Origin of the sequence: Halomonas sp. AOP25-F1-15, from assembly GCF_052378675.1 — a bacterium.
GTDB classification, from domain to species: Bacteria; Pseudomonadota; Gammaproteobacteria; order Pseudomonadales; family Halomonadaceae; genus Vreelandella; species Vreelandella casei.
Genome location: NZ_JBQSXV010000005.1, coordinates 53959 through 71850, shown reverse-complemented (window position 1 = coordinate 71850; position 17892 = coordinate 53959). Strand labels below are relative to the sequence as shown.

18 protein-coding genes are annotated in these 17892 nt (G+C 50.6%); 2 read left to right on the top strand and 16 right to left on the bottom strand.

The features are described from left to right. Positions 1 to 738 precede the first annotated feature (738 nt). Positions 739 to 1892 (top strand): IS3 family transposase gene (locus ACT3TF_RS10890; protein ID WP_096277116.1). Its coding sequence is split into 2 segments (ribosomal slippage): positions 739 to 976 and positions 976 to 1892, totalling 1155 coding nucleotides; the frame shifts between segments, so codons are not numbered across the junction. Here ACT3TF_RS10890 and ACT3TF_RS10885 read toward each other — a convergent pair. From ACT3TF_RS10885 to ACT3TF_RS10855, 7 genes are all read right to left on the bottom strand, one after another. Next, positions 1870 to 2166 carry a DoxX family protein gene (locus ACT3TF_RS10885; protein ID WP_225734504.1) on the bottom strand — a complete coding sequence of 99 codons (297 nt, stop codon included), beginning with the start codon at positions 2164 to 2166 and terminating at the stop codon, positions 1870 to 1872. The two genes, ACT3TF_RS10890 and ACT3TF_RS10885, sit on opposite strands and share 23 nt — an antisense overlap. Before the next feature lie 185 nt (positions 2167 to 2351). Further along, complete coding sequence (locus tag ACT3TF_RS10880; RefSeq protein ID WP_096280386.1) at positions 2352 to 3026, bottom strand: hypothetical protein; 675 nt, start codon at positions 3024 to 3026, stop codon at positions 2352 to 2354. A 115-nt stretch (positions 3027 to 3141) separates the two neighbouring features. Then, on the bottom strand, positions 3142 to 3909 hold the full coding sequence (locus ACT3TF_RS10875) for an RES family NAD+ phosphorylase (RefSeq protein ID WP_096280388.1): 768 nt from the start codon (positions 3907 to 3909) through the stop codon (positions 3142 to 3144). 72 nt (positions 3910 to 3981) lie between these two features. Further along, positions 3982 to 4704 (bottom strand): endonuclease NucS domain-containing protein, encoded by a 723-nt coding sequence (locus tag ACT3TF_RS10870; protein ID WP_096280390.1) that lies wholly within the window; start codon positions 4702 to 4704, stop codon positions 3982 to 3984. Between the two features lie 127 nt (positions 4705 to 4831). Then, on the bottom strand, positions 4832 to 5260 hold the full coding sequence (locus ACT3TF_RS10865; protein WP_096280392.1) for a hypothetical protein: 429 nt from the start codon (positions 5258 to 5260) through the stop codon (positions 4832 to 4834). A gap of 133 nt (positions 5261 to 5393) precedes the next feature. Beyond that, positions 5394 to 6029 (bottom strand): LysE family translocator, encoded by a 636-nt coding sequence (locus ACT3TF_RS10860; protein ID WP_096280394.1) that lies wholly within the window; start codon positions 6027 to 6029, stop codon positions 5394 to 5396. A 530-nt stretch (positions 6030 to 6559) separates the two neighbouring features. Continuing rightward, positions 6560 to 7420 carry a DUF2203 family protein gene (locus tag ACT3TF_RS10855; protein WP_096280396.1) on the bottom strand — a complete coding sequence of 287 codons (861 nt, stop codon included), beginning with the start codon at positions 7418 to 7420 and terminating at the stop codon, positions 6560 to 6562. A gap of 283 nt (positions 7421 to 7703) precedes the next feature. On the opposite strand from ACT3TF_RS10855, the gene ACT3TF_RS10850 reads away from it, so the two are divergent. Continuing rightward, positions 7704 to 8633, top strand: a complete 930-nt coding sequence (locus ACT3TF_RS10850) for a ketopantoate reductase family protein (RefSeq protein WP_096280398.1) — start codon at positions 7704 to 7706, stop codon at positions 8631 to 8633. A 17-nt stretch (positions 8634 to 8650) separates the two neighbouring features. On the opposite strand, the gene ACT3TF_RS10845 is transcribed toward ACT3TF_RS10850, so the two are convergent. From ACT3TF_RS10845 to ACT3TF_RS10805, 9 genes are all read right to left on the bottom strand, one after another. Continuing rightward, positions 8651 to 9277 carry a glutathione S-transferase family protein gene (locus ACT3TF_RS10845; protein WP_096280401.1) on the bottom strand — a complete coding sequence of 209 codons (627 nt, stop codon included), beginning with the start codon at positions 9275 to 9277 and terminating at the stop codon, positions 8651 to 8653. 52 nt (positions 9278 to 9329) lie between these two features. After that, on the bottom strand, positions 9330 to 10223 hold the full coding sequence (gene mmsB / locus ACT3TF_RS10840; protein ID WP_096280404.1) for a 3-hydroxyisobutyrate dehydrogenase: 894 nt from the start codon (positions 10221 to 10223) through the stop codon (positions 9330 to 9332). 31 nt (positions 10224 to 10254) lie between these two features. After that, positions 10255 to 11370, bottom strand: coding sequence for an enoyl-CoA hydratase/isomerase family protein (locus tag ACT3TF_RS10835; protein WP_096280408.1), 1116 nt, complete (start codon positions 11368 to 11370; stop codon positions 10255 to 10257). 17 nt (positions 11371 to 11387) lie between these two features. Further along, positions 11388 to 12542: an acyl-CoA dehydrogenase family protein gene (locus ACT3TF_RS10830; RefSeq protein WP_444672205.1), complete on the bottom strand. Its 1155-nt coding sequence runs from the start codon at positions 12540 to 12542 to the stop codon at positions 11388 to 11390. 207 nt (positions 12543 to 12749) lie between these two features. Further along, the gene (locus tag ACT3TF_RS10825; protein WP_096280413.1) at positions 12750 to 13742 is read right to left on the bottom strand and encodes a branched-chain amino acid ABC transporter permease; all 993 of its coding nucleotides are present in this window, start codon (positions 13740 to 13742) and stop codon (positions 12750 to 12752) included. Between the two features lie 2 nt (positions 13743 to 13744). Beyond that, positions 13745 to 14632, bottom strand: a complete 888-nt coding sequence (locus ACT3TF_RS10820) for a branched-chain amino acid ABC transporter permease (RefSeq protein ID WP_096280416.1) — start codon at positions 14630 to 14632, stop codon at positions 13745 to 13747. Between the two features lie 115 nt (positions 14633 to 14747). After that, the gene (locus ACT3TF_RS10815; RefSeq protein ID WP_096280419.1) at positions 14748 to 15983 is read right to left on the bottom strand and encodes an ABC transporter substrate-binding protein; all 1236 of its coding nucleotides are present in this window, start codon (positions 15981 to 15983) and stop codon (positions 14748 to 14750) included. 75 nt (positions 15984 to 16058) lie between these two features. After that, positions 16059 to 16802 carry an ABC transporter ATP-binding protein gene (locus tag ACT3TF_RS10810; RefSeq protein ID WP_192536207.1) on the bottom strand — a complete coding sequence of 248 codons (744 nt, stop codon included), beginning with the start codon at positions 16800 to 16802 and terminating at the stop codon, positions 16059 to 16061. After that, positions 16799 to 17587, bottom strand: coding sequence for an ABC transporter ATP-binding protein (locus ACT3TF_RS10805; protein ID WP_192536208.1), 789 nt, complete (start codon positions 17585 to 17587; stop codon positions 16799 to 16801). The genes ACT3TF_RS10810 and ACT3TF_RS10805 overlap by 4 nt, the downstream gene beginning before the upstream one ends. Positions 17588 to 17892: the final 305 nt, after the last annotated feature.

Sequence of the window (17892 nt, the reverse complement as noted above, 5' to 3'; positions counted from 1 at the left end):
CGAACTATCTCCCAGGTAATTATTTTCACTTATAAATCAGCGCCCTATCAGCTAGTTAAGCAACTTGTAAGTCGCTATCTATTTATAAGCCGATTTGAAGCCTACTATTTAGGACTACCTAAAAGCGTGAAAATTCGCGAATAAAACAATGTCTTTCAGTTCCCCCTGATTGGGGCCATACTGGTTCAACAATGCATTGGGGACTAGGTGCATTCGCGACAATACTTTAAAGCTATCCTCAGATTGGTTCTTACTGATGCTAAGCAACTTCATTTATTAATGACAGGAATAACATCATGAGCAAAGGTCAAGATAGTAAAAAAAATCTCAAAAAGAAACCGCTTTTAACACCCAAGGAAAAGAAAGCAGCCAAAGCGTCAAAGAAAAATGAAACCAACGTGCTAGGCCATTAAGCGCGCCTAAAAATCAGTCATCTTAAAACTCAGCCAAGGTTAGCTCAAAAGAGCTAACCTAAAAAAGGAAATGCGGCCAACGCAGCGTGTTAATGTTACCAAAACACACTGACCCACAGTAAAAGTCGCAGCCGCCTACTATTACTCTTCCTTTCTCTAAAATACTAAATGCCATTCACTAACCACTATTAATGCATAAAATCTAATCACATTGCTTTTTTGCGCTTTTCAAGATGAATAGCCCACCAAACAAACCAGACAAATGAATCGCCCCAGGTTTCGTAGACACCTCCAGGCCTTATACTAAAGGTATCTAGGAGGAACCATGAGCCATCCCCGCTACACTGAAGAATTCAAAATCGAAGCCGTCAAACAGGTGGTAGAGCGCGGCCATCGCGTGGCCGAGGTCGCTGAGCGGCTAGGCGTGTCAGGGCACAGCTTGTACAACTGGATCAAGCGCTACGATAAGCCGGTAGAACAACGGCAAGAAGATGATGATCTCCAAGCTGAAAACCGTCGTTTGAAGGCCGAACTCAAACGCGTATCAGAAGAGCGAGACATATTAAAAAAGGCCACCGCGTACTTCGCCAGGGAGTCCGACTGAGGTACGCGTTTATTCAAAATTATGCGAGCCAATACGCGGTACGTCGCTTGTGTCAGATGATGGCCGTGCATCCCAGCGGTTACTACGCATGGTGTAAAAAAGCGCTCTCTAATCGAGCTCGGGAAGATGAGCGCCTACTGGGATTGATCAAGCACTCCTGGCTTGAAAGTGGCGGTGTATATGGCTATCGCAAGGTCTACCAGGACTTGCGTGAAGCTGGCGAAACTTGCGGGAAGCACCGTGTGGCGCGTCTTATGAGTAGGGAAGGTTTACGCTCTCAGACGGGCTATCGACGACGCCCTGGCGGCTATGGCGGTGGAAAAGCGGCTGTTGTATCCCCTAACCATTTAGCCCGTCAGTTTGAAGTAACAGCGCCAAATATTGCTTGGGTGACGGACATCACGTACATCCGCACTTACGAAGGCTGGCTTTACTTAGCGGTAGTTATCGACCTGTTTTCTCGTCAAGTGGTTGGCTGGTCGATGAAGTCTCGCATGACCACGGAGTTGGTACTGGATGCTTTGTTATCAGCAGTCTGGCGACGCAAGCCACAAGGAACGGTGATGGTGCATTCGGATCAAGGAAGCCAGTTTAGCAGTGGAGACTGGCAAAGCTTTCTGAAAGCGAATCACTTGGTAGGCAGCATGAGCCGACGTGGTAACTGTCATGACAACGCCGTTGCTGAAAGCTTCTTTCAACTTCTCAAGCGAGAGCGAATCAAGCGACAGATTTATTCAACACGCGAAGCGGCTAGATGTGACGTGTTCAATTACATTGAAATGTTTTACAACCCAAAGCGCCGACACGGCACAAGTGATAACTTGTCACCGGTTGAGTATGAAAGGCGTTACTTCAAGAGCCTAACGGGTGTCTAGAATATCCGGGGCGATTCAGTAACGCCATGTTGATATTGGCCGGGTAAACCGCAACAATTAACGCAATTAACCCGCACCCTGCCAGAAACCGCGTTTTGGGAATCAAAATACCTATCGCTCCCAACAATTCAAAAATGCCGCTAATCAACACCAGCTCTTTGTGATAACCCAAATAGTCAGGCATCACCATTACAAAAAAATCAGTAAAGACAAAATGAACAACACCGCCAACAAGGAAGAACAAAGAGATGATAAGCAACGGGATTCTGGGCATGTTATTTCCTATATTTTGTATTATTGTGCGTTAAAGAACACATCGAGGTTGGTTATACAGCATGCTAACGTCTTTTTGCTACCTGCTTTCGGCCATGAGCTGCCTTTTAGTCGTCTCTGATATAACGCTCGCATTTGCGGCTGGTTTGGAGCGCAGTGGCAAAACAGTCCGACAACATGCGTTTGCTATGTGTGTTCTTTGACATTTCTTAGTTTCTCTATGGCTACAACCACCTCATACTCAACAGATTGATCAGAAAACAAGAGATGTTCACTTGGGTAAATAGTTTCAACTATTACTCGATTCTCTTCTCTGAACCAAGGCTGACTCTGGTAATGCTTAAACGCAAAGTCTTTAGCCACATCCAAGGAGGTTGTCCACGCTTGGCCATACGACTCATTCTCAAGCTCATGAGCGTCACACCCACGATATATTTTTATCATAGAGTCTAGTGATTCAATATCGTTTGGTTCCAAACGAGCTATTAGCGTTATTTTTGGATGCCAACACTCATTCTCTTGGCGCGTATATAGTTGATGAAGCCCGTTATATGCGTAGCATGAAAATGAATACCGTAGCGCGTCAAAAACCTGTAAAACATCTTCGTCTTTAATATCGTCTGCCAGCATACAATAGTGCGACCTGATAGATTCTTCAGCTTCATTGCCAACAAAGCTAAGCAAATCGGGCTTTATACCTTTAGCCTCGAAAGCCATGATTACATCGATGTATTCTCTAATAGCATCAATAGCAATAATCTTAAAATCGGAAAAAAATGGTTCGTTCAGTTTAGATTCTATAGAACAAACATTGATCCTCATGTCGTTTGACATAAGTTCATAATATGGCGTATCAAACATTATTTCTGCTCAAATTTAGACACATAACGCCCGCATTTGCGGCTGGTTTGAAGCGCAGCGGAAAACCAGTCCGGCAACATGCGCTTGTTATGTGCGTTTAAATATGTGCTCACTCTTAATGTTCTTGAACTTGTTTAAAATCGAACTTTAGGCGAGTGGGTTCAAATATAAGACATCTGGCCACTTCTGCTGAATCAAGGTCAAAGAGGCAGATATTATGACCTTCAGCCAGAGAGCTTTTATACGCTATCCCATCGTATCCTTTGGACCTAATAAACTCTGATATTATTTGAGTTGGTGCATACTCTGACTTTAAGTCCGAGGCTTTTGTAGGTTTAGAAAACGCATTATCGATATCTGACCAAACGGCTTTAATAACTTCTTCATTCGTTGGCTCCTCGAATAAGTATTTTAAATCAAAAGTACTATTCCCGTGCTCTACTGAGAAGTCGAGGATATTGAGGTCTTTCGTTATTTTCAAATAAGCCACGGTTAAAATCGCTCCTAACCAAGGACGAACTTCAGCCATGGCAGTTTCTTTGTCTGTAGCAACATAAAGATGCGGAATTCCCTTTGAGTTGGCTCTCCCTTCAGCCGCACTATCTGATAGTGGTTTCATACGTTCCGGATGAAAAGGACACGGAAAATCATCTACATGAATGTATTCATCTGTATCAGGGTCAGTTTGGTAGTACGGTCGCCAAGAGTGACCGTTTTGGGCCCGCCAAACATTAGCCCCCATCTTAATTGTGCGCTCACGTTCCCCACACGTATCCACAATAGAATTTAGAAACTTTATAGATTCATCATCTAAAATAAAACGATGCTTTGTATCTACTGCATTCCTAAATGTCAGATAGCTTCGCCATGACTTAAAACTCATATCGATTCCTAAGAGAGCACATAACGCATGAATTAAGCCGAACCGGGAAGCGGTTTCGGCTTGAATGAATTGTTAGACCTCTGACCCGGGCTGTGCAAGAGAAGAGGCCGCGTGTAGTTGGAATGAGACCTCGTACTCAAACAGGCTAACGTTAGGCACAACGCATATTGCATAGCGCAAAGTGTCGGTAATCTGTTTGGCAACAACAAGGCCATTTACTCGCTTGTTTTTGCCAATTGTTTGACTGACCCAGCCCATATACCGCATGAGCTGACCCACGGTGTAATCGGGCGTTCGGCCTCGCTTTAGCTCGAACACATAGAAATCGCCCGCCTCGTCCACTGCCAACAAATCAATTGGCCCGACAGCCGTAGGAAACTCAATACCATCACGGCCAGTTGGATCGACGTAAACGCGCAGGCGACGACCATGAACCGGAATAGCCGCAAGATTTTGGGCCAGGAAATCTCGGAGCTGATACTCCAACCCAAACGACGCTTCTTCGTTGGGCTCTTGGCCATCAGATTCATTTGGTTCGAGAATTTCCGTTAGAGCCGAACTATTAGCTGCGTTCGTGCCTGGAGGTAGAAGCCGAAATTCTCTTTCGGTTTCCTGAAGTGTCCAGCCGATTTTCTTTAAGCCCGCCCGAAGTTGCTGTGAAGTGCTGCTAAGGCCATCGCATCCAGCAGGGATATTTTCTGGATTTTGACGCAGCCATTCTTTCATGGGGTGCATTGCGACACTCCCGTTCGTTTGCGGCATCAGAACGAAATGGCTCTTGCGAGTAATAGTCACAAACTCTCCTCAGGGGTCTAACGCCTGCATTTGCGGTTTGGGTGAAATGGCGACTGTTTTGCGTGTTTTTGCAAAACGGGTGACAGTTTACCCAAATCCGGCAAGATGCACTGGTTATGCTTTTTATTCACTGAGCCCCCAGATGTTTGAAATCTTTGCTACATAAAGATGTTTTTCTAACGAGTTTTCGTGAAAGTAAATCTTTCCTGATGGACGCAACAAACTTACCCATTGCATCTTCTTTCGTTTGATGGTTTTGAGTATTGGAAGCATGCACGGTATCGAGGAATGCGTAACCATTAAGAATTACTTCGTCTGGACAATACAGCCAGCATTTATTAAGTTTATTTAGGAACTCAGATTTCAATTCTTGTGAGTTTGGCACGCCAACATAGAAGCCTTTTAAACAGCGTATTAGTTCTTTGTAACTTTCTTCTTTTCTTTGGTATTGCTCCCAAATTCTTTTTCTCCACTCATTAAGAAACCAGGCAAGAATAGCCCCGAAAAGCGGCGCTGAGAATTTCCAGAAGTCTACAGAAGATAATATTTCGATCATATTTGAATTCTTAAATGAGCATAACGCCCGCCATCACCGGTGACAAAACCGGAGCGAAGCGGAGGTTTTGGCATCCGGTGCATGGCCTGGTTATGTAGTTAAAGGCAAAAAGCGGCACCACCGCTCACCAACATTATCTCGTACTAGCAGCAAGCCGCGCGCCCAAGGCGACGAACAGAGCCCCAAGGCCTCGATCCATCCATAAGCCAACTCGCCGATTTTGCCTCAAGAATGCTCCTAACTTTGACCCCGCCAGAACCAAAGGTGGTTCTATGAAAGCCGCCACGACAATGATCAGAGTTCCATGCAAAAACAACTGAGCACTCGCAGGGCCAGCGCCTTCCACGACAAACTGCGGCAAGAAAGCAAGGAAAAATATGGCTACTTTCGGGTTAAGTGCAGAAACAAGGACTCCTTGCCAGTAGATAGAATTCATCCGTTGATGGCTGCCATCCTCACTAGATATGAATGAATCTCCGCGCGACAGAAGCATCTTGATGCCAAGCCAGATCAAGTATGCGGCACCTACCCACTTCACAACAGAAAATGCCAAAGCAGAAGTAGCAAGAATCGCTGAAAGGCCTACCGCCGCCATAACTACATGCAACGCCGCACCTGTCCATATGCCAATCATCGCAGCGAATCCATGTCGACGCCCGTTGCGCAAGGTCTGCCCTAGAATGAAAGCTATATCTGGGCCAGGGGAAAGGTTTAGAAGAGCCGCCGCGGCAAAAAATGTCGCCCAGTGAATTATTGTGTACTCAAACATTTCGAAATTCCTATGCCCTGAACTGTAGCAGCCAACGTGTAGTAACTACATAACAGCGTATTAGACGGCGCGCTCGATGATTGAATGAACGTGCTGGCACTTTTTCCGGCAAATGCAGCCTGTCAGATTCTCCCAAGCCTATGACTTTTCGAGTCATTAATTTCCATTAGGCTATATATCCAAAACTCGCGTGCGTGCTGCATTTCCCGGCACGACCGCTTTGGGTCGAAAGCGGCCATTGAGAGCCCTAAATTACGCCTCTGCTCTACTGTCCTGGCTCCGATTAATTATCTTCACAGATTTTGCAATCCACTCACCTGGGAAAATTAAACAACTCTACTTAGCCTAAAATTTAACAGACTATGCGTGATCACGTCATTAGCCATTAGCCGTCTATCACGTAGCTTTCTCCACTCCCTTATCGCGGCTACCATGCTGATTGGTCGTCGGACGCTGCCTGAGAGGCAAATGCTGGACGACCTCTCCGTTTAAATTAGCGGAGAGGTCGCTTTACTGAGAGGTGTCGCTTGTTAAGGCGTTTGCGCTTCGTCGCGCATTACATTGAGCGAGGTGATTTCAATGCTAAGCGCAGTACGCGTTTTTTCTAAATCACTTACCTGCTCACCAACATTGGTAAGTTGCGCATTGGCCTCATCAACCTGGGCGTTTAGCTCATCAAGTCGTGCTTCAGCTTCACTGCGGGCCTCTTCTGCGTCTTGGCGCGCCTGCTGGGCGGCATCGCGGGCAGCTTCGGCCTCTTCATGGGCTTTTTCGACCTCACTTACCTGTTCACCAACCGCGTCAAGTTGCGTATTGGCCTCATCAATCTGGGCGTTTAGGTCATCGAGCTGTGCTTCGGCTTCACTACGGGCCTCTTCTGCGTCTTGGCGCGCCTGTTGAGCCTCGTCACGGGCAGCTTCGGCCTCTTCATTGTCTTTTTCGACCTGGGCGTACGTCTCATTCAGTTCATCAAGGCGACTCTGCCTTTCGTCTATCTGCTCGTTAAGGGTGCCCGTTTCTTTTTCACGGGTCTCACGCTCACCGCGTAACGCGGTCAAATCATCTTCAGCATTGGCAATGTCTGCACGTGTCGACGCTAGCGCCGCCTCAGCCTCTGCTTGCTCAACCTCAAGGTTGCCCATCCGCTGCTGCAGCGTTGCTAAGTCAAGCTCTGCCGCTTCTACGTCGGTCATCTGTGCTTGAATCTGCTGGTGCTGACGCTCAGTTTCTGCCAGGCGTGTTTCCAGTGCCTCCATACTGTCTTTACGCGACCCAGCAATGGTGTGCGCGACGGCGGCCCAGATCACTGCAATAACGGTGATGGCTAAAATCACCTTTACACGGTTATCGCTTAACAGTGCTGTTGTTGATGATGAGTTCGTCCCTGCCATTGGTGCATCCTCTCTTTATTGGTAGCTACTAGTATCGTTAATGCGGGCCGCTAGCGCTTGCAGATCAGCGGCCCTTTGTCTGATTAAATATTATCATGGCAATACTACAACGAGTGGGTTCAGCATTGCTCTTAGTTACTGAGACGACATCTTTTAGCCTCGACGTTAGCGGATAGTAATGAGCAGATAGCAGTTCGCCACATCATCCGCCATTGGCTACCTTCATTTCTGGATCACGAACACGGTAAGCTTGCGACAACCTCTCTGCTGAGTAACGTACTCAATGAAAGATACCCACTGGATTATCGGCCCTGGTGCCATTGGCCGGCTGTTGGCCCATTCGCTTTCGCCTTTAGCGGCCACAACGCTAATCGGTCGCCGTGCGCTGCCTGAACAACAAGCGGTTACCACGCCAGAAGGCGAGCGGCGTTTACAGCGCTTGAAGTTGCGCACGTTGGAGCAGGTCGCACCTGAGACACATGACCTGCCCCGCTATGTGCATATCACCACTAAAGCAATGGCCGCTGAGGCAGCGCTGGCAAGCCTTGCTGATGTGATGCCTACGACGACTCCGCTGGTACTTTGGCAAAACGGTTTTTTAGCACAGCCGCGTATTACCCAAGCGTGGCCCGGGCCTGTGTTGTGTGCCACCACCACTGAAGGCGCTTACTTAACGGGCGATGATGGCGTGGTGCATGCGGGGCATGGGCATACGTTTATAGGGGATCTAAACAATCAGCACAGCGGCCTCGCGCAAACGCTTGCCCAAGCATTAAACCAGGCAGGGCTTGCTGCTACCGCGGTGGACGATATTCGTAGCCGCCTATGGCAGAAGCTGGCGGTGAACGCGGCGATTAATCCGCTGGTGGCACTAAATGGCTTGCGTAACGGCGAGTTACGGGATGCGGCGTATTCAGGCCACTTAGTGGCCGTGGTGAGTGAGGTTGCGGCGATTATGGCAGCCGAGGGCATTCAGCCGCCGAGTGAGGCAACCGATGAAACCGCGTGGCTGTCGATGGTGTGGCAGGTAGCGAAGAACACTGCCAATAATAAGGCGTCGATGTTGCAGGATGTGGAAGCAAAACGCCCCACTGAGCGTGGGGCGATTTTGGGGCCGTTGATTGAAAGTGCTCAGCGACATGGGCTGGCCTGTGAAACGCTACAAGGCTTAGATACCAATATCGCAGCGTTAGAAGCCAGCTATGGGTGCTAGGCAAGCGGGTGCCAATATTAGCTGACGGGAATCATCACCACGTCACGAAAGCTCGCACGTTCCGTAAGCTGCTGGTACCAGCGCTCTAAGTGGGGATGCGGTTGCCAAGCAATGCCGCTGTTCCATAAGTTGTAGAAGAATGGAGCAATGGCAATATCGCCCAAACCGAAAGCATCGCCAGAAAACCAGCGCTGGTTAGCGAGCGCGTTATCCATGATGGCAAAGGCCGCCTCACACTCTTTAACCGCTGATTCAATGGCCGCGCTGTCGCGTTTTTCTAACGGTGTTCTTACGTAGCCCATCAGGATCAAGCGATGTTTAGGCGAAAGCGTGCTATTCGACCAGTCCATCCATTTTTCAGCCTGTGCTCGCTCGGCGGGAGCCTCAATCCATAGCTTGCGCTGACCATACTGCGCGGCAAGGTAACGAATGATGGTGTTGGATTCCCAAAGAAGGCTGTTGGTGGCATCGTCTTTGAACAGCGGCACCAGGCCATTGGGGTTCATGACGAGGTACTCCGCAGTGTCATTCACCCCGTGTTGAAGCCCCGCATGGATTAGCTCAAAGGGCAGTTCAAGCTCTTCTAACACCCACAGCACTTTTTTAACGTTGGTAGAGTTGTTGCGGCCCCAAAGCGTAATCATGGCAATCCTTGTTGTGTGAGCATAGTAAGGAGGCTGAGTTTACCTCCCATCGCTACTGTTTATCTTGATAAAACTGCATCAGGCTTGAGAAGTCGAGCTTGCCGTTACCTTTGGCTTTGTGCAGGGTGAACAGCGAGCGTGCGGCGGAGCCCATGGGCACCGCAGAGGTACTTTGCTGACTGACATCCATGGCGAGACCTAAATCTTTGATCATCAGGTCCACCTGAAAACCGCCCTGGTAATTTTTGGAAGCGGGTGCGTTTTCCATCACGCCTGGATAGGGGTTATACACATTTAACGCCCAGTTACCGCCAGAGCTTTGCTTCATGATTTCTGACAGCACGGCAGGATCGAGGCCATTTTTGACGCCCATATTGATCGCTTCACAGGTGCCTGCCATCAGGATGGATAGCAGCATGTTGTTACACACTTTAGCCACCTGCCCCGCCCCATGATCACCGGCATGGAAGATATTTTTGCCCATTACGTCCAGCACAAGCTTAGCTTGCTCAAACTGAGCATCGCTGCCGCCAACAATAAATGTCAGCGTGCCCGCTTGAGCGCCACCTACCCCGCCAGACACCGGTGCATCCACAAAGCCAATGCCTTTTTCAGCGCCGGCAGCGGCCACACTTCGGGCGGTGTCTGCGTCAATGGTAGAGCAGTCAATCACCAGCGCGCTTTGCTTGATGACATCAAATAGCGGTGCATCACCGTCCACATACAGCCCGCGCACGTGCTTGCCTGCTGGCAGCATTGAAATCACAAAGTCGGCATCCGTGGCGGCTTCCTGGGCAGAGCGAGCCACTTCACATCCATGAGATTTAGCGATCTCAAGCGTCTCGGCCGAAAGATCAAACGCACGCACGTTAAAGCCTGCTTTAGAAAGATTGGCCGCCATCGGGCCACCCATATTACCTAAGCCAATAAACGCAACAGTGGTCATTGTTATTATCCTTATTTGTTAGTGACAAAATTTAAGACAGATCGGCAAGCGGATTTTTATCCCAGGGCGACGCTAACAGCTCGTGAATAAAGGCGTCATCAACCGATGCGACATCAGGATAGCTCCACGCGGGCTGGCCATCTTTATCAACTAGCAGCGCCCTCACGCCCTCAGGAAACTCGCGATGACGGCAGCACTGTACTGAAAGCGCCATCTCAGACTGAAACACCTGCGCCAGCGACATATGCTTGGCGCGCGTTAGCTGTTCATCAATCAGTTTGATTGATGCCGGGCTGCCGTGTGCCAAGGTTTGCTGGGCTTTGCTGAACCACTTGTTCTCGCTTTTTACCGCGGTGATCGCCGCGACGATTTGCTCAACGCTGTCGTGATCCATTAATTCGCGAATCAGCGGTGAATGCTGATAAATGGGCGCTTCAAGCTCAGCGAACACCGGCTGAGATGTCTGTTCAAGCTCACGCATAACGCGGTTCACCACGCCGTTGGCGTCGGTATTTTCACCTTTTCCCCAGCGAGCATCGGTTAACTGCTGCAGCAGCGCATCACGGTGGTGGCTGGCAATACAGCGGTCGGCTAGGCCAAGATGTACCGCATCCGGCGCGTTAATCTGGCAGCCTGTCATGGCCAGAAAGCGCCCGGCGCCGTTTGGCAGTCGATTCAAAAACCAGCTGGCACCCACATCAGGATAAAGGCCGATGGTGACTTCCGGCATGGCTAAACGTGAGGTTTCCGTCACAACACGATGGCTGCTGGCACTCAACAGCCCCATACCGCCGCCCATCACAATGCCATTGCCCCAGCAGATGACCGGCTTAGGAAACGTGTGTAAGAGATAGTCGAGCCGATACTCGGTTTCGAAAAAGCGCTCGGGGAAGCTAGGGTCGCCTTCACCGGCAATGGCTTTATACAGATTGACCACATCGCCACCGGCGCAAAAGGCTTTTTCACCAGCGCTATCCAGCAGTACCGCGACTACCCGCTGATCTAACGCCCAGGTATTTAAGCGGGGCAACATCTCTTCGCACATTTCAAGCGTCAGCGCATTTAGCGAACGCTCGGCATTGAGTTTTATTTCTGCAATCACATGCCCATCATGGGTGGCATGTTCGGTAAACAGTACGCTGCTCATTGGCCGTCCTTATTCTCTTAAAGCTCGGTGGCGCCGTCTGCCAATACCCGGCGAGAAATGATCAGGCGCATAATTTCGTTAGTGCCTTCAAGAATTCGGTGTACCCGGGTATCGCGCACGTAGCGCTCCATGGGGTACTCCTTGATATAGCCGTTACCGCCATAAAGCTGAAGCGCTTCGTCGCATACCTTAAAGCCCACATCGGTGGCAAAGCGTTTTGCCATGGCGCAGTAGGCAGTCGCATCGACGTGACCTGCATCTAACTTGGCTGCGGCCATACGTACCAGTTGTCGTGCGGCAACCAGTTCAGTGACCATATCGGCTAAACGAAACTGCAGTGCCTGAAACTCCGCCAGCCGTTTACCAAACTGCTTACGCTCCAGCATGTATTCGCGGGCTTTGTTGATCGCCTGCTGCGCCGTACCAATTGAGCAAGTCGCAATATTGATTCGGCCCCCGTCGAGCCCTTTCATGGCAATTTTAAAACCGTCACCTTCATTGCCAAGCAGATGATTAGTAGGCACACACACGTCTTCGAACGTGATCATGCGCGTCGGCTGGCTGTTCCAGCCCATCTTCTCTTCTTTGCGCCCGTAGCTGATGCCTTCAGCGTTAGCATCTACCGCAAAGGCAGAAACGCCGCCGGCGCCTTCGCCACCGGTGCGCGCCATCACCACTAGAAAGTCGGTACTGCCTGCACCGGAAATAAACATCTTACTGCCGTTCAGCACGTAGTCGTCGCCATCACGCTTGGCAGTGGTTTTCAATGAAACGGCGTCTGAACCTGAATTGGGTTCGGTTAAACAGTAGGAGCCTAAAAGCTCCCCGGTGGCGAGTTTTTCGCCCCACTGCTTGACTGCATCTGGCGTGCCAAAGTCTGCCAGCATCCAGGTCACCATATTGTGAATAGTGAGATAGGCGGTGGTCGACGTGCAGCCCATGGAAAGCTGCTCAAAAATGATACTGGCATCTAAGCGCGAAAGGCCTAGCCCGCCCACGCTCTCGGGTGCGTAAAGCGAACAAAAGCCCAGCTCCCCCGCTTTACGAATCACATCAACGGGAAAGAATGAGGTTTGATCCCACTCAGCGGCGTGTGGCTCTAGCTCGTTTTGGGCAAAAGCACGCGCCATATCAGAAAAGGCAACCTGGTCTTCATTAAGCTCAAAATTCATGGCGTATCTCCGCTAATGTGCGTACACACTGGCTGTTGTCGTTGTAATTGACGTTAACGTTAACTTATCTATTTACCCCCTAACAAGCAACACAACCAAGCGTGCGACCTTAGGTGTAGAAAGGGTCAGCCATCACAAAAGTAGCGCTAAAAAAAGGCGCCATACGGCGCCCAAGATCGGCAAGCAAGAAGCGTTAAAGCGACGCTTCTACTTAAAGTTTTTGCGGTACATTTTATCCAGCTCACCAATAATGCCGCTACGAAAGCTCAGCACACAAACCACAAAGATGAGGCCCAAAATTACGCTAACCCAGTTGCCTAACGGCGATTGCGCGAGGATATGCTGCAGGCCAACCACTAGCCCTGCGCCCATCAAAGGCCCCAGCAAGGTACCCACGCCGCCTAGCAGCGTCATCAAAATTACCTCACCGGACATATGCCAATGTGCATCGGTTAACGAGGCAAGCTGAAACACAACCGTTTTGGTCGAGCCGGCTAAGCCCGCCAAGCCCGCAGAGATCACAAACGCCACTAGTTTATAGGCATCGGTGTTGTAGCCCAGCGATACCGCCCGAGGCTCATTCTCACGGATAGCCTTGAGCACCTGACCAAACGGCGAGTGCACGGTGCGCTGAATGAGCGCAAAGCCTGCGATGAATATCGCAAACACAAAGTAATACATCGACAGGTTACTGCTCAGACTGATCACTCCAAACAAATGCCCGCGGGGGACGCCGTGCAGGCCATCTTCACCGCCGGTAAACGGTGCCTGGATATACATAAAGTAAACTAGCTGAGCAATCGCCAAGGTCACCATGGCGAAATAGATACCCTGGCGCCGAATAGAGAGCACACCAAACAGTACGCCTAATAGCGTTGCCATTAACGTGCCGGCGAGAATACCTAGCTCCGGCGTTAACCCTGGGTAGCTGGCCAGCAGGTAGCCGGTCACATAGCCGCCGGTCGCTAAGAAAGCCGCATGCCCAAAAGACAGCAGCCCCGCATAGCCAAGCAGCAGGTTAAACGCGCAGGCGAACAGTGCAAAACAGAGCACTTTCATTAAGAAAACGGGGTAGACCATGAAAGGCGCCACCAGCCCCACTACAATCAACGCCAGATAAAACATATTGCGGCGAAATTTGGCGCGTTTTTGGCGTTCAAGCACGGCCGTTGGCGCTAGCGTCGTTTGAGGTTCTGTCATGTTTATGCCTCCTTACCGAATAGCCCAGCGGGGCGCAACATGAGCACGAGGATCATGACAAGAAAGATCACCGTATTAGATGCTTCGGGGTAATACACTTTGGTTAAGCCTTCGATAATCCCCATCGCCAAACCGGTGATAATAGCGCCTAAAATCGAGCCCATCCCGCCGATGACCACCACCGCGAATACCACGATTAGTAGGCTTGAGCCCATGGTTGGTGACACGGGATACAGCGGCGCCGCTAACACGCCGGCAAACGCGGCTAACCCGACGCCGAACCCATAGGTAAGGGTTATCAGCAGCGGGACATTGACGCCAAAAGCCTGCATCAGCTGGGAGTTTTCGGTGCCCGCCCGCAGGTAGGCGCCTAACCGCGTACGCTCAATCATAAACCAGGTGAATAGGCACATCGCCAAAGCGGCCACCAGCACCCAGGCGCGATAAGTGGGCAAGAACATAAAGCCAAGGTTCAAGCCACCTTGAAGAATCTCGGGCGTAGCATAGCGCGCCCCGGAAACACCAAAGAAATTGACCAGCGTACCTTCAAAAATAAGCGCTAAACCAAAGGTTAGTAGCAGCCCATAGAGATGATCCAAATGGGCGATGCGGCGCAGTAAAAACCGCTCCAGCAACACACCGAAAGCACCGACCACAAGTGGCACTAAGAACAGCGCCAGCCAATAGTTAATGCCCAGATAGCGAAAGCCCAGTAGCGCAGCGAAGGCGCCCAGCATGTATTGCGCCCCATGGGCAAAATTGACGATCTTCAGTAGGCCGAAGATGACCGCCAGGCCCAGGCTAAGCAGTGCGTAAAAGGCGCCGTTCACTAGACCCAGCGTTAGCTGGCCCATGAAGACAGCCATAGGCACGCCGAATATCATCGTCATGATGTGAATCTCCTCGCCATCAAGCGGTTGGCGGCATAACGCCGCCAACCATTGCTACACATCACGTGTAAAATCACTCCAGATGAGTTCTTATCCAAACTAGCTCTTATCCAAATCAGTTCTGTACCAGCTTGCACTGGCTTTCGGATAGCGGACGGTAGGCTTCTTCGGCGGGAATAGTGCTGAGGATCTCGTAAAGGTCCCATTCACCGGTAGACTCTTCAGGCGTTTTTACCTGGGCAAGGTACATGTCGTGCACCATGCGGCCATCTTCACGAATACGGCCATTGCGTGCGAAGAAATCGTTGATCGGCATCTCAGCCATTTGGGCACGAATGGTTTCAGGGTCGTCAGTACCGGCCTCTTCAACGGCTTTCAGGTAATGCATGGTGCTGGAATAAATACCGGCTTGTACCATCGTTGGCATACTGCCCACTTCATCAAAGTAGCGCTGCGCCCATTCACGCGACTGCTCGTCCATATCCCAGTACCAGCCGGTGGTCAGCAGCAGGTTTTGGGTGGCTTCTAAACCAAGCGCGTGAACATCGTTCAAGAAAATCAACAGGCCCGCTAGCTGCTGACCAGATTGAGTCAGGCCAAACTGGCTGGCCGTGGTGATGGCATTAACGGTATCGGCTCCCGCATTGGCTAGGCCAACAATTTTGGCACCCGACCCTTGGGCCTGCAGGATATAAGACGAGAAATCGTTAGTCGGGAACGGATGGCGGACACCGCCGACGATTTCACCACCGCTGGCTTCAACTACCTTGGTTACATCGGCTTCCAGGGCATGGCCAAAAGCGTAGTCTGCTGTCAGTAGGAACCATGTGTCGCCGCCCTGCTCTACGACCGCTTTTGCAGTACCGTTAGCCAGCGGATAGGTATCGTATACCCAGTGAATGTGGTTAGGAGTGCAGTGTTCGTTGGTAATACTGGACGCCGCCGAGCCAGACACAATGCCGAGTCCGTTATTTTCCTCAAGCACTTTAGTGACCGCAATCGACACTGAAGAGGCGACCAGACCCGCCACCATATCGACGTTATTCTGGTCGATCCAGCCACGCACCGTATTGGCACCCACGTCGGCACTGTTGCGGTCGTCTGCGCTGAACAACACAATTGGGCTACCGTTTACGCTGCCGCCGAAATCCGCAACGGCCATTTCAAGTGCGGTTAGCCCGCCGGGGCCTGCCAAGTCACGATAAGTACCGGACATATCGGCCAGGTAGCCGATTCGAACTTCGCTATCGCTCATTTCGGCGTGAGCAGTGGAAACAGCAAAGCTAGCGGCAGCCGCAACGGCAATGCTGGCTGCCAGCTTTGTTTTGGTCAGATTTTTCATAAAGGTCATGTTCGTCTCCTGGCCTTTAGGGCCTTTGTTGTTGTGTAACGACATACTTTGAGCAGAGTGCGTTTTATCGGCGCGCTATACGCCTAACATGGAGTTGAGATGCTCGCGGCGCGACGGTAGTTGCGCGGCGGTAATTTCCTCAACAATCTGGCCGTGATCCATCACGAAGTGGCGGTCGGCTAGCGGTGCTGCAAAGCGAAAATTCTGCTCTACCAGCACAATGGTCATACCGCGCGCTTTCAACTGAATTAATACCTCGGCTAGTTTCTGCACAATCACCGGAGCAAGGCCTTCGGTAATTTCATCAAGCAGCAGCATGCGTGCGCCGGTGCGCAAAATTCGCGCCATGGCCAGCATCTGCTGCTCCCCGCCGGAAAGCCGCGTACCCTGGCTTTTACGCCGCTCATAAAGATTCGGAAACATGGCGTAGATTTCATCCAGGCTCATGCCGCCTGAGCTAACGGTAGGGGGTAACAGTAGATTTTCGTGAACATCAAGACTGGCAAATATGCCGCGTTCTTCCGGGCAATAACCAATGCCTAAACGCGGAAGATGATGCGGCTTCATCGCAAGCGTTTCATTGCCATTAATCACGATAGAGCCCGTACGCCGCCCCACCATGTTCATAATCGCTTTAAGCGTGGTACTGCGGCCTGCGCCGTTGCGGCCAAGCAGTGTCACCAGCTCACCGCGCTTTACGTTAAAATTTACGCCGTGCAGGATATGTGACTCGCCATAAAAGGCATGTAGATCCTGCACCCGCAACATTTCCAGGCTTTGATTGTTTACAACAGGCGCTTGGGCTTCAGCAGTCTTCATACGACGGCCTCCTCTTCAGCGGCATCGCTGCCCATATAGGCTTCGCGAACCAGCGGATTACGAGACACACTTTGATAATCGCCTTCTGCCAATACTGAGCCTCGCGCCAATACGGTGATGCGATCACACAAGCGGCTAACAACGCTCAGATTGTGTTCTACCATCAACACGGTGCGCCCTTTCGATACGCGTTTAATCAAGGCCACGATACGATCAACATCTTCTGCGCCCATGCCCTGCGTTGGCTCATCCAGCAACATCATGGTCGGGTCTAGCGCCAGGGTAGTTGCCAGTTCAAGCGCCCGCTTGCGCCCATAGGGCATTTCCACCGTTAAGGTATCGGCGTACTCACGCAGGCCCACTTCTTCCAGCAGCTCAAGAGCGCGCTCATTGAGATGATCAAGGGACTTCTCTGACTTCCAGAAATGAAACGATGTCCCCAGCTTGCGCTGCAGCGCCACTCGCACATTTTCTAATGCTGTCATATGGGTAAACACCGCTGAGATCTGAAACGAACGCACCAGACCTAGCTGAGCAATCTGGTTCGATTTTTTACTAGTGATCGATTGGCCTCGATACAAAATGTCGCCGCGAGTTGGCGGTAGAAACTTTGTTAGTAGGTTAAAGACGGTGGTCTTTCCCGCGCCATTAGGACCAATCAACGCATGGATATGCCCTTCCTGTACCTGGAGATTAACGTCGTCAACGGCGGTGAAGCCGCGAAACTCTTTGGTCAGCCCTCGTGTTTCGAGGACAGGTACCTGAATGACATCGCTTGCACTCATAGAGTGACTGACCTCTTATTGTTCTTGTGCTAAATCTTCACAGGTAAGCAGAAGTCCCTACCACTGCCTTGACCTGAACGTAAGGTATGTGTGCAAACTAGCAACTCTAGCCGTGGCAACACAATTACAACTTTGGTCTATCGGCTTTACACACCCAAACCAGCGCGCACCATAAATAACTAGATATCAACATCTTAATTGCTTTCAACGCATTTCAACTGCGCACAACAATTGCTTTACGTTAACGTAAACTTGTTTTAGCCTCATTGGCAGTGTTCCATAGGAGCTATAGCTAAGCTGTATAT